This is a genomic window from Saprospira grandis DSM 2844 (assembly GCF_000275825.1).
Classification (GTDB): Bacteria; Bacteroidota; Bacteroidia; order Chitinophagales; family Saprospiraceae; genus Saprospira; species Saprospira grandis_A.
Genome location: NZ_JH719942.1, coordinates 3078070 through 3090390, shown reverse-complemented (window position 1 = coordinate 3090390; position 12321 = coordinate 3078070). Strand labels below are relative to the sequence as shown.

The following is a 12321-nucleotide window of genomic DNA, read 5'->3' as shown; positions in this document are numbered from 1 at the left end:
TATAAATGAGTTTGCATGTTCCCCTGAGATTACTCTCTATTTTTCTTTTTCTAGCTTGTTGGCTGAGCTCCCCCCTCTTGGCCCAAAAGGAGTATACCGACCACAAGCCCGTTTATCGAAAATGGCAGGATAACTACATTTTGGATAAAATTGAGTATACAAAAAACGAGACTGTTTTTTATTTTCGTTTTGTTTGTCGCTCTGGCCAAGGCATCAGTGCCATTTTTTATCCTCCTGGTGGAGAAGCGCCTTGGTATTTGCGGGCCAAAGATGGGCGTTCTTTTAATTTGAAAGCCATTAAAAATATTCGGAGAAATAGCCAAATGATGGCCCGCCATCTCAGAAGCAAGGGCGAATATATGTCTTTGGATGGTTTTGGCTATACGGTTTTTAGCTGCGAGGTGCATTTTGAGCGCCTGCCCAATGATGTCAAAGCCGCCGATTTTATTGAGGGCAGAGGCCATGAATTTGACCAAAATCACTTCAATTGCTTTGATGTTAAGCTAAAAACTTGGAATGACGAAAGTTTGGGTAAAATTGCAGACTCTGAAGAAAATGTCCGAAAATTTGAGCGCAAATTTGGCGTAAACACCAACAAAAAGCCCAAGCCCAAACCCAAAGTAGAGCCTAAGGTAGAGCCCAAAGATCCTATTGCTAAGGTAGAGCCCAAGCCTAAACCCAAGCCTAAGCCTAAGCCTAAAAAAGAGCCCCAACCCAAGCCTATCCCCAAAACGCCTAAAATTCCGGCTTCAGAAGAGCCAGGTGGCGTGGCTCGGGTTCGCTCGGCGGAAGATGTTGTTTGTGGCCAACCTTTGGTCCTTGATGGCTTGCAGTTTCAGGATGGCACCACTGACTTTAAGGGAATGGTCAAATGTAAGCAGGTATTGCATTACGTCTTTGATTTTATGGAAAAGCACCCCAACTCTAAGCTGACCGTTATTGGACATACCGATATTTTTGGCGATAAGGAGCGCATGAAAGAGCTCTCTAAAAAACGAGCTTATAAGGTGCAGCGTTGGCTCTCGATGATGGGCATCTCGCCTTGGCGCATCGAGATTGAATACTATGGTCTCGAAAAGCCGATTTTGCCCGAGGGAGGCGCCCTCAACCGCCGCGTAGAGGTACAACTAAGCTGCGAGTAAAGCTTTAAAAAACCTAATTATTATGGTCCATTCTTGTTCTGCAAGGATGGGCTTTTTTTTTGTTTTGGGGCCCGCGGCCGGGCTAGGCTTCGCCTAGCTCGGCCGCCGCTATGCTCTGCCGCTCGCAGGTCTGCTCGGCCCTGCAGCCGCCTGCGGCGGCTTGGGTCTGGCCCTGCGGGCCACGGCTGCGCAGCGCTGGGCCAAGCCCGCCCTTGGCCTAAGAGCAAAAGAGAGAGGCAAATATTGGGCAGACCATACTAAATAACCTAAAAACAGGAATTTTTTTTTTAGGATTTTAGTTTAAAAATTAGATGATTTCAAGCTTATAAATTCTCTTTTTTTTCACAAAAAAACAAGCTCAACTTTGCTTATAGATTTTTACAAACCTCTTCGCCCCCTTCCTAAAATACAGGCTTTAACACTTAACTTATAAATGAATAAATAGCTGCTTTTTTATTTTAATCAAGCCTAAATCTCAAATTCTTATTTAGATTATAAATAATTCCATATTTTTATATGCGAAGAACAAAATCTACTGCTCTCCAGGAGATCAGAACAACCTAACTAACTAATAATGAGAGAACTAACTACTTCAATAAGTAGATTAGCTTGGATTTCTCTAAGCTTTCTACTACTCCCTCTATCTAGCTCTGCCACCCACATTGTAGGGGCAGACCTCACCTATCAATGTCTGGGCGGAAACCAGTACCAAGTTAATCTACAATTCTACAGAGATTGCTCGGGTGTATCTGCGCCATCTTCAGCTACTATTAACATAAATTCGGCTAGTTGTGGGCAGTCTACCTCTGTCACACTTACGCAAACATCTTTTGCAGAAGCATCTCCCCTCTGCCCTGCCGAATTGCCCAACTCTAGCTGTAATGGTGGAAGCCTTCAGGGGGTAGAAGTCTATCAATATAGCGGAACCATCACCCTACCTGCAGCTTGTACGGATTGGATTTTATCTTATCGTACAGGAAACCGTAATAATGTAGTTACCAATATTACCAATCCTGGCTCTGCTTGGATGTATATTGAGGCCTTGCTCAATAATTTAGATGGCGGATGCAATAGCTCGCCATCTTTTACGACGCCCCCAGTTCCCTATATCTGTGAGGGCGTTCCCTTTGAATACAACCATGGCGTTATTGATGCAGAAGGCGACTCTATAGCCTATAGCATGATTACGCCTCTAGATAATGCAGGAACAGGCGTTACTTTTAGTGGCGGCTTTACTGCTAACCAACCTATGAGCACGACGGGGACATTTGGATTCAATCCCAATACGGGCCAAATTAGTATTACCCCTAATGGTACACAAATTGCCGCCATTGCCGTCCTCGTTGAGGAATTTAGAAATGGGGTCCTCATCGGAAATACGATCCGTGACATGCAAATTGTAGTCATTAACTGTAGTAATAATGTGCTCTCTGTAGATCCCGTTAGCAATGTTTCTGGGGCCAGCCTTAGCGGAACCACCTTATCTACCTGTGAGGGCAATAATATGAGCTTTAGAGTAAGAGCCCAAGACCCCGATCTTACCGATCTGATCCAAATCTCTGAAACCGTAACCGCCAACCTCCCCGGTGCCACCATCTCTATCGTCGATAATGTCAATCCCGCCTATATTGATGTAAACTGGACCGTTCCTAATGGCGCCCTAGCCAACTATAATTTCACCCTTACCTTTGAGGATAATTCCTGCCCTATCCCAGGCTTCCAAGTCTTAGGATATAGCGTTCAGCTCCCCACTGTACGCATGGGTAGCCAAAATATTGAAAAATGCCCCAGCCAAACACTAACTACCCCCCTATCGGCTAGCTCCGGAACAGCAGGAACCTATGCCTGGGGGCCCGCAACGGGACTCTCCTGTACCAATTGCCAAAACCCTACCGCTACCGTTAATGCCCCTAGCACCTACCGCGTAACCTTTACCGATGGATCCACAGGTTGTACGGCCACAAATGCCGTCAATATTATTGACCAAGATATTCAGCTAAATGTATCGGCTAGTACAAACAACTATTGTACTGGCGACCCTCCCGTTCAACTAGAGGCCGAACTATTGATCAATGGAGTACCATTAAATTCCTCCAATTGTGTCGCAGAAAGAAACATGATTACTAAACCTATGCTAACAAATAACAATACACATAACTTTGGAGGCATCCCTACTTCACCCAATGCCGGCGCTACCCTCGATATTTGCGTTCAAGGAGATATTAACAGTACTAATGAAAACTGGACCATCCAAGACGAAAATGGAAATACACTGACCATTATTGCCGATGCAAGCGGCCCCGCTCAATGTGGTGCCGCCGAATGTGTTAGCCTTACGGTTTCTCAGGCCCAACTAGCCAGCTGGGCCGCAGATGGAGTCGTCAGCTTTACTTCTATTGGCTCTTCTGCCGTGAACCCTAGCCTCTGTACCAATGACTCGGTCTCTATTACACTTTCTTATTGTGGCGCTACAAATTATACCGAAGCTATGCCTCTTGGCGTTTCCGCAAGCTGCTACGACCAAGGTATCCAAGCCTCTGGCGCAACACTAAATAACATAACAACTATTACTTTTGCAGGAACTCCCATAGGAGCTTCAGGTGGTGGTACACTTACTATCTACGCCTATGGAGACCTTAATGGTAGTAATGAAGTCTGGGATATCGATGACGAAAATGGCAGCCCTATCGGAAGCATAGGCGGAGGCGGTACCCAATGCGGTACCGTACATAGCACTACGATTAGCCTAACAGATGCCCAAATTGATGCTTGGGCCGCCAATGGCAGCATTGTCTTTACCGCAACCGACCAAGGTGGAATCAATGAAAGCCTCTGTGGAGGTGACTCGCTTCGGATGGAACTTAGCTATTGTACGCCTGCTGCTGGCGGAAATGATTGCTCTGGAACGACCCTCAATTATACCCACCAACTCCTCTTTAATGGTTCTGTTCCCGATGCCTCTAGCAATGTTTCTCTAGAGTTTTGCATAGAAGGAGACTATGGCTCTAGTAGTGAAGGAGTCGAACTCTTCGGTGAAGATGGAGTTAGCCTTGGCTTCTTCAATGAAGTAACTGCTGGCGCCTCTTATTCCGATTGTGGCTCTCCCGGATTTTGCAATACGGTCCTTATTCCTAGCGCTAGCTGGAACAGCTGGAATGACGACGGCCAAGTGACCCTTACGCTCGTCCCCAACAATAATGTGAATTTCTCCTGCTCAGGAAACTACTCTTGCTTAACAGATGCCCGTGTAGATTATCAAATTGGTGGCGTTAATTACTACAACTGGTCGCCCACAGCCACCCTTTCCGATCCCAATATTGCCAACCCTACGGCTACCCCAATAGGCAGCAGCACGACCTACCAAGTCAATGCAACAGATGGCAGTTGTGCCCTAACTAATAATGTGACGATTAGCTGCGTTCTCGTAGCCACCAATTGCGAGAATTTCCAAGTCGAAAATAGCGAATCTGGACAGCCTCGCCTCTTTTGGACCCTAGCCCAAGAAGAAGATCATCTTGCTGTTCACATTGAAAGAGCCAATGCAGATGGCGATTTCCAAACTGTTGCTTTTGTCCCCTCTACGGGCAATCAGGCTACAGCACAAAACTACCAATGGCAAGAAAACCAAATCCTCTGGCCCAATACCGATTACTATTATCGCTTGGTTCTCGAAAAACTGGATGGCAGCCTAGAACAAATCTGCGAACAACAGCATTTTCGCTATCAAGATGATAAGGGCTTCAATTTCTTGACGCTCTACCCCAACCCAAGCCGCTCTACGGCCTTTTTGCGCCTGCAATTGCCCCAAGATATGCAGCTAGAGGTCCAAATTACCGATGTACTAGGCCGCAATTTGGCCCAAATGCCTCAGCTAAACCTACAGGCAGGCATCCAAGAGTTTGAGCTCAGCCCCCTAGCCAACTTGCCCGCTGGCCAGTATTTTATTTGTATCAAAAGTGAAGGCGGTAGCTACCAAAAAACACTGCGCTTTTCTAAAATTAACTAGTTTTTATTCTGGGTTTTGGGGCCCGCGGCCGGCTAGGCTTCGCCTAGCTCGGCCGCCGCTATGCTCTGCCGCTCGCAGGTCTGCTCGGCCCTGCAGCCGCCTGCGGCGGCTTGGGTCTGGCCCTGCGGGCCACGGCTGCGCAGCGCTGGGCCTGCGGCGGCTTCGCCGCCTGCAAAACGCAAAAAGCCGCTCTCCTAAAATGGAGAGCGGCTTTTCTTTTATCTGGACCAATAGGGCTTAGTTGCTCCCTCGGCGATTCATTTCATCTCGGATCTTTGCCGCCTGCTCATAGTTTTCGGCCTGCAAAACCTCATTGAGCTTTTGCTCTAGTTCTTCTAGACTCAGATCTTCTAATGAACGGCTTTTTTGTTGTTCCTGACGGCGGTTTTTGGCCTCTTCCATCTCTCTTTCGGTTTCTTCCTCTAGCACAATACCCGCCTGCTCCAAAATAAACTCATAGGTATATACTGGGCATTCAAAGCGGACCGCTAGGGCCAAGGCATCCGAGCTTCTAGAGTCAATTTCTATGGTTTTTCCATTTTGGATAAACACCAAATTGGCATAGAAAATACCATCTACCAAATTACTAATAATGACCTCTTGTAATTCTACATTCAGGGTATCAATCGTATTGCGGAATAGGTCGTGGGTCATCGGTCGGCTAGCCTGCATGCCCTCCATGGCCACAGCAATAGCCTGGGCCTCAAATCCTCCGATGACAATAGGCAAACGGCGACTGCCCTCCATTTCGCCCAAAACTACGGCATAATTCTGTGATTGGGCCAAACTATGCGAAAGGGCGACAATTTCTAACTCTACTTTTTTCATTTGGTGATGCGTTGTGTTTGAACAGCAAAGGGCACAAAGATAAAAAATTATAGGAAAGCAAAAAAGCCCTTTTGCTTTATCGGCAGGGCTTTTTTGCAGGGTACAGGCGGCAAAGCCGCCGCAGGCCTAGCGATGTGCAAGGGTGGCGCAAAGCGCCAGACCGAAGCGCTGCAAGCGCTGAAGGGCCGAGCGAATAGCGAGCCCTGAAACGTAGCGCCCGCCGAAGGCGGGAGGCCCCAAATCCTAAGACTTTTTCTTATCTAGAATAGTATGGCCCATTTTGTCTCTTTTGGTAAAGAGGTAGAACTCATTATGCTCATTGGGGTCAATTTCTAGTTCTACATTTTCTACAACCTCAAGGCCATAGCCAATGAGGCCAATACGCTTAGTGGGGTTGTTGGTCATTAGTCGCATCTTACTGATTTTCAACTCTCTAAGAATTTGCGCCCCAATGCCATAGTCTCGTTCGTCGGCTTTGAATCCGAGCATCAGGTTGGCTTCTACGGTATCATAGCCCTGTTCTTGTAGCTTATAGGCTTTGAGTTTATTGAGCAGGCCAATGCCACGGCCCTCTTGCATAATATAGAGCAAAAGTCCCTTGCCTTCTGCCTCAATTTGCTTCATGGCGGCATGCAATTGGGGCCCACAATCGCAGCGGAGAGAGCCTAGGATATCGCCAGTTTGGCAAGAAGAGTGCACCCGGACCAAAACGGGTTCATCGGCCTTCCAGTCGCCTTTTTTGAGGGCCAAATGCGTTTCATTTCTGGTTTTATCCTCAAAAGCGATCAATTGAAAGTCGCCGTATTCGGTGGGCATTTGCACATCAATGAGGCGCTCTACCAACTTTTCGTTTTCTACTCGGTACTTGATCAAGTCGGCAATAGAAATAATTTTGAGGTCGAAGCGTTCGGCCACCTTCATCAAATCGGGTAGGCGGGCCATGGTACCGTCTTCATTGAGGATTTCGACCAAAACGCCAGCGGGAGCCAAGCCAGCCAGGCGGGCGAGGTCTACAGCTGCCTCGGTATGTCCAGCGCGGCGCAAAACGCCTCCATCTTTAGCGATAAGAGGGAAAATGTGGCCTGGGCGGGCATAATCGGTCCAGCTCGTGTTGGGGTCGGTCAGTAGGCGGATTCCGGTAGAGCGGTCGTAGGCAGAGATGCCCGTACTGCAGCCATGGCCAATCAGATCGACAGAGACCGTAAAAGCAGTTTCATGATGCGAGGTATTGGTTTGCACCATGGGCTTGAGCTTAAGTTCCTTGCAGTGATCTTCGGTAAGTGGCGTGCAAATGAGGCCGCGGCCATGCGTGGCCATAAAGTTGACCAGTTCGGGGGTAATTTTTTCTGCGGCGCAGATAAAATCCCCTTCATTTTCACGGTCCTCATCATCGACGACAATAATGATTTTTCCGTCGCGAATATCCTGAATGGCAGCTTCAATACTATCCAGTTTTCTATCCAAGCTTTCGTTTTGTTGGTTGCCAGACATTGGTTTTGACTCCTTTTATATAGTTGATAAATCCCTTCACTAGGGCAATATTCATGGCTAAAAAATATCGGATGTACCGCAGGTACTTCTGATGTATGCCCATTTGCTCTAATAGCCAATCGAGCAATGGAACGATAAAAAATAAGAGGTTTTGTCCTGTAAACAAGAGGGTCCAGATTAAGTTGTTATCTAGGAGGTTGAGCAGGGCCAAACTGCTCCAACTTAACAGAATAAAAACAGGTCCTAGCCAACGCAGGACCTTATGCGACCAAAAAACAAAGGCGAGGCTCCCCCATTTGGGCAAAAGCAGATGCTTAAAGGTGGCTAAGTTTTTATAGTTGCCGCTAGCAATGCGCACCTTTCGGCGGAACTCTCCGGCCAGGTTGCCCGATACATCTTCTAGGCAAAGGGCTTTGAGTTCGCTAATGGCTCGGCCACCTTGTTCAAAGGCCCGCATAGCCCAATAAAAATCATCGACCAAATAGCCTTTGGGGATAGCTGAAAAATGGCTGGCCCGCAGGGCAAAAAAGCCGCCTAATGGGCCTAGGGTACGGCCCCAAATTAGGCCTTCTCGGTATTTGGCCTGTACTTCCTGAGAGATGTAGCCTTGTTCGTTGCGGCCAATGCCTGCCGCCTCGCTATCATAGTGCTGAATATTGCTATCGACGAGGATAATATCGCTTTGTTTAAAGTGCTTGAGCAGCTCGTAAATACTGGCCGGTTTGGGCATTACATTGGCATCGGTAATCAGGAGGACCTCAGCAGATATGGCCTTGGCTGCCTCGGCCAATTGGTTGATGATAGCGGGTTTGCCTTGTCGTTCTTGAAAAGGGAAAAAGTGAATGCGGGCAGGATATTGGGCCGTATAAGCTTGCATGATGGCATTAGTAGCATCGGTAGAGCAATCGGAGCCCACATAAATATGCAGCTTTTTGGCGGGATATTCAGCAGCTAATAGCTGCTGCATCTTTTGCTCCATGACCAATTCCTCATTATGGGCGGCCATGAGTACGGCCAAAACGGGCAAATCGGGGTCTTTTGGGGCGTAAATGGCTCCTTGCAAAGATTTCCCTTGGCTTAGAATGCGCAGCAAAAAGGGGTAGAGTACATAAGTGTACACCACGGCAAAAGAGGAAAGCAAAAAAATTGTAAGCCCTATTCCAAATATCATTTAGCTGCTTTTAGGCCGCAAAACTACGCATATTTTTTGCCTTAGTGGAAGAAGTGGTTGAAAAACTGGTGGCACAAAAAAAGAGTCAAACCTAAAAAGGCTGACTCTTTTTTCTTGGCATTTTGGCCGATTAGGTCGAGATGAAGACAAAGTACATCAAGAACATTAGGGCAAAAAGACTAACTACCGCAATGATGGTGAGCATACGCAACTGCTTGCGGTCCTCCTCATCGGGGGCGGTAAACATCATGTTTTGCTCTTCGACCACTTCTGTAGTTTGTTCTAGTGGTTGTAGGGGGTTTTCTTTGCGCATTTTTTTCTTCTCACGGCGGGTTGTTTTCTTTTCATGAGATCCACCAGGAGGGGCATATTGTTTTCTAGACATATTCTAAAGGAATTATAGTAGGGCCAAAAGGCCTAGTGTGCTAATGAAATCTTAATAGATTAGCGGTAAAAATATAGTTTATCTCTTAAAAAACCAATTGGCCCCTTTCTTTTTTAATCGACTAAAACAAAAGGCAGTTGCTTATTTTTGCTCTGCATTTGCAAATTGAGCCAGTAGTGCCCTGCCTGCAAATCTTGGGTAGCTATGCGAAGTAGCTGCTCGCCAGCCGCTAAAGAAAGGCTTTGGCTAGCCACGCGCTGGCCCAAATTGTTATAAATTTCAAGGCTGGCTTTTTGGCTTTGGGCTGTTTCTAAAGACAAAATCAGCTCTTGGCCTACAAGCTGTGGATTGGGCCAAAGTTTGGCGCTGGCCAATTGTTCTGTAGCCGCTACGGCGGTGGTCCAAGCCTCGGTACGGAAGCAAGCCCAGGGACTTGCATTGTAGTTACAGGGGTTTTCGGCTCCCATCGCCCGAACGCTCCAGCGATAGTATTGCCCAGGCTCTAGATCCAACCAAAGGTAGGTTCCTTGAGCTATAAACTCCTGAGTTTGTCCGGTGGGAATACAACTGTTGGGCGTTACTTTTTCTACCACAACCCAATAGGCATGAGCTGCATTAGCGGCCTGCCAGCGCAACTCTACCCCCTGGTCTACATTGGGGATAAGTCCCCCATCTTCTGGAAAGATCAGGCTGGGCGTACCATCGGCAGTAAGGGCGGCTGGGGCGGCATTATAATGCTGTCCTCTAGAAATCATATCGAGCATAATGGCCTCTTTTTGCTGGTCTGTAAAGCTGGTCCGGCAAGAGAAGTAGCTCATATGGTTATTAATTAGTGGCGTATTGCTGCTAGGCGTAATCAAGATGCTATCGGGATCTCTCCAAGTTTCGGTAAAGCTACATCCTCCGCCTCCAGAAGCATAATCTGGGGGGGTATCACAGAAGCCATCTGCGGCCCATTGGCAGTTTTCGCCAGTTTGGCCACGGATCACTTTTTCTACTGGGCGGCCATTGCTGCCCATTTCTGGGGCCTTATTTCCTACCGATGCGCTGCTGTACTCCATGCCCTCCCAGCCATAAAACGTATGGGCCAAGGTAAAATAGTGCCCTAATTCATGGGCCAGGGTAGTTCCCCCAGCAATTTGGTTGTTCCAGGCAAAGATCCAGTCAAAATTGGGCGCATAATAGGCCCCATAGCTTGTCCCTTGCTGATATGGCCCCCCCACATAAATATTGACATAGCCATTGCGTTTGTGCAAAGAACGCACATAATCCGCCGTATTGTCTTGATTGACATATAGCTGCGTGCTGGCAATTTCGTTAATTTCATGAATATAAAAAACCACATTCATATCGGCATAAAAACCATTGATAGCACAGAGGTTATCATGCAATTGCTGATAAGTTGCGGCTCCTGTTCCATCGCCTCTAGATACCCGATGAAAAACAATAGGGACATAAACCGTACTATCAAAACTATTGCGGCTTTGTAGCTGCTGCTGCCAATCGGCCAAGAGTTGGGGGGCCATACGGCGGTTTTCTGCTAGGCGTTCTACCCCAATGGCTTGGGCCTGATGACTGGTCCCACAATTTAAATGACTGGCTTGCTGGGCCCAAAGCAATGCAGGCGCCAACAAAATGAAGGCGATAAAAAATTGATATAATCGAAACATAATATTACAATTTAAGGTGCGCCCTAATATACAATTTCGCCTAGCTTTTAAAGGGGTCTATTTCTATTTTTTTGGGGCCTGCCGCCTACGGCGGCCGGGCCCTTGCAGGGCTCGCAGGTCTGCTCGGCCCTTCAGCCCTTCGGGCTTCGGTCTGGCCTGCGGCCACCCTTTCAGGCCCCTAGGCCAAGTCGCTTCGCTCCTTTGCGGCGGCTTCGCCGCCTGCTAGCTGTGGCTGCAGGTTAAAACCAGCAGCCATACAACAACCCCATTCTGCATCTATAGTGCGGAGAGGATTAAAATCCTCTACCGCTTTGAACTTAAACAAGGGTTATTTTTTTCTTCGGTAGTTTGATTTTGTTTTTGTCTCCCCCATAAATTTCATAATAACCCTAGGGCCAAGGCCCTAGGCTATCGAAAAAAACGCCATCCCCTCATTCGAGGGGATTTTCTGTTCCAATAGGCTCCATCAGCAAACAAGGGCTTTAGCCCGCTCTTTGCATAGCCCCACAACCATGGGCTTCAGCCCATGGGCCCAAAACAATTCTACACTAAAATTCAGGAATGAAAACGATTACTATTATTTCTGCCCTGGGCTGAAGCCCAGGGTTGTAGACTTGAGCGAACTAGCGGACTAAAGTCCTTGTTCGCTTTTTCTACTTGTAGCTTTCCATTAAGCTTCAGCCCAAAACTACCTAGCCACTAAAAAACGCTTTCTTTATCTCTTATCTCTCCTTTTTCAAAAAACCCCAGAAAAAGTTGAGGGACTAATAAAACTATCTCAATACTGCCGCCTGCTAGCCGTGGCTGCAGGTTGAAACCAGCAGCCATACAACAACCCCATTCTACATCTATAGTGCGGAGAGGATTAAAATCCTCTACCGCTTTGAACAAGGGTTGTTTTTCTTCGGTAGTTTGATTTTGTTTTTGTCTCCCCCATAAATTTCATAATAACCCTAGGGCCAAGGCCCTCGGCTATCGAAAAAAACGCCATCCCCTCATTCGAGGGGATTTTCTGTTCCAATAGGCTCCATCAGCAAAGAAGGGCTTTAGCCCGCTCTTTGCATAGACCCGCAACCATGGGCTTCAGCCCATGGGCCCAAAACAACTCCACACAAAAAAACAATTGCTATTATTTCTCCCCCATAAATTTCATAGGAACCCTAGGGCCAAGGCCCTAGGCTATTGAAAAAAACGCCATCCCCTCATTCGAGGGGATTTGCTGTTCCACTAGGCTCCATCAGCAAAGAAGGGCTTTAGCCCGCCAGTTTGCATAGACCCGCAACCATGGGCTTCAGCCCATGGGCCCCAAACAAGTCCACACAAAAAAATCAGGGGTAAAAACAATTGCTATGCTTACCGCCCTGGGCTGAAGCCCAGGGTTATTAACTGAGCGAACTGACGGACTAAAGTCCTTGTTCGCTTTTTCTACTTATAGCTTTCCATTAAGCTTCGGCCCAAAGCTACCCAGCCACTAAAAGACACTTTCTTTACCTCTCCTTTTTTCAAAACTCCAAGAAAAAGTTGAGGGACTAATAAATGGGCGTATTTAAAATTTTGTGTCTGCCCTTCTTGCTGCCTAGGGACAAGCCCCTAGGCTAGCTTTTTTAGACAGCCCTCTGCGAGGGCCT

The 12321-nt window shown here is 47.4% G+C and carries 9 protein-coding genes; 2 read left to right on the top strand and 7 right to left on the bottom strand.

Translation table 11 applies throughout. From position 1 onward, the window contains the following. Positions 1-5: 5 nt before the first annotated feature. Both SAPGRDRAFT_RS14045 and SAPGRDRAFT_RS14040 read left to right on the top strand, forming a co-directional pair. The gene (locus SAPGRDRAFT_RS14045) at positions 6-1142 is read left to right on the top strand and encodes an OmpA family protein (protein ID WP_002659912.1); all 1137 of its coding nucleotides are present in this window, start codon (positions 6-8) and stop codon (positions 1140-1142) included. A 574-nt stretch (positions 1143-1716) separates the two neighbouring features. Beyond that, the gene (locus tag SAPGRDRAFT_RS14040; RefSeq protein WP_002659911.1) at positions 1717-5148 is read left to right on the top strand and encodes a T9SS type A sorting domain-containing protein; all 3432 of its coding nucleotides are present in this window, start codon (positions 1717-1719) and stop codon (positions 5146-5148) included. 237 nt (positions 5149-5385) lie between these two features. Here SAPGRDRAFT_RS14040 and SAPGRDRAFT_RS14035 read toward each other — a convergent pair whose 3' ends face one another. The 7 genes from SAPGRDRAFT_RS14035 to SAPGRDRAFT_RS14010 form a co-directional block, all read right to left on the bottom strand. Then, the gene (locus SAPGRDRAFT_RS14035; protein WP_002659910.1) at positions 5386-5976 is read right to left on the bottom strand and encodes a bifunctional nuclease family protein; all 591 of its coding nucleotides are present in this window, start codon (positions 5974-5976) and stop codon (positions 5386-5388) included. 243 nt (positions 5977-6219) lie between these two features. Further along, positions 6220-7467, bottom strand: coding sequence for a bifunctional 3,4-dihydroxy-2-butanone-4-phosphate synthase/GTP cyclohydrolase II (locus SAPGRDRAFT_RS14030; protein ID WP_002659909.1), 1248 nt, complete (start codon positions 7465-7467; stop codon positions 6220-6222). Further along, complete coding sequence (locus tag SAPGRDRAFT_RS14025) at positions 7433-8638, bottom strand: glycosyltransferase (protein WP_002659908.1); 1206 nt, start codon at positions 8636-8638, stop codon at positions 7433-7435. Before SAPGRDRAFT_RS14025 ends, SAPGRDRAFT_RS14030 begins: the two co-directional genes overlap by 35 nt. A 130-nt stretch (positions 8639-8768) precedes the next feature. Continuing rightward, positions 8769-9023 (bottom strand): hypothetical protein, encoded by a 255-nt coding sequence (locus tag SAPGRDRAFT_RS14020; RefSeq protein ID WP_002659907.1) that lies wholly within the window; start codon positions 9021-9023, stop codon positions 8769-8771. A gap of 113 nt (positions 9024-9136) precedes the next feature. After that, complete coding sequence (locus SAPGRDRAFT_RS14015) at positions 9137-10693, bottom strand: T9SS type A sorting domain-containing protein (protein ID WP_002659906.1); 1557 nt, start codon at positions 10691-10693, stop codon at positions 9137-9139. A 178-nt stretch (positions 10694-10871) separates the two neighbouring features. After that, positions 10872-11018: a hypothetical protein gene (locus SAPGRDRAFT_RS23140; RefSeq protein WP_172635361.1), complete on the bottom strand. Its 147-nt coding sequence runs from the start codon at positions 11016-11018 to the stop codon at positions 10872-10874. A gap of 374 nt (positions 11019-11392) precedes the next feature. Continuing rightward, complete coding sequence (locus tag SAPGRDRAFT_RS14010; RefSeq protein ID WP_037350288.1) at positions 11393-11584, bottom strand: hypothetical protein; 192 nt, start codon at positions 11582-11584, stop codon at positions 11393-11395. Positions 11585-12321 lie beyond the last annotated feature (737 nt).

What these genes read in the sequence shown, in the direction of transcription:
- SAPGRDRAFT_RS14045 (WP_002659912.1), top strand. Translation starts at nt 6, where the DNA reads ATGAGTTTGCATGTTCCCCTGAGATTACTCTCTATTTTTCTTTTTCTA.
- SAPGRDRAFT_RS14040 (WP_002659911.1), top strand. Translation starts at nt 1,717, where the DNA reads ATGAGAGAACTAACTACTTCAATAAGTAGATTAGCTTGGATTTCTCTA.
- SAPGRDRAFT_RS14035 (WP_002659910.1), bottom strand. Translation starts at nt 5,976, where the DNA reads ATGAAAAAAGTAGAGTTAGAAATTGTCGCCCTTTCGCATAGTTTGGCC.
- SAPGRDRAFT_RS14030 (WP_002659909.1), bottom strand. Translation starts at nt 7,467, where the DNA reads ATGTCTGGCAACCAACAAAACGAAAGCTTGGATAGAAAACTGGATAGT.
- SAPGRDRAFT_RS14025 (WP_002659908.1), bottom strand. Translation starts at nt 8,638, where the DNA reads ATGATATTTGGAATAGGGCTTACAATTTTTTTGCTTTCCTCTTTTGCC.
- SAPGRDRAFT_RS14020 (WP_002659907.1), bottom strand. Translation starts at nt 9,023, where the DNA reads ATGTCTAGAAAACAATATGCCCCTCCTGGTGGATCTCATGAAAAGAAA.
- SAPGRDRAFT_RS14015 (WP_002659906.1), bottom strand. Translation starts at nt 10,693, where the DNA reads ATGTTTCGATTATATCAATTTTTTATCGCCTTCATTTTGTTGGCGCCT.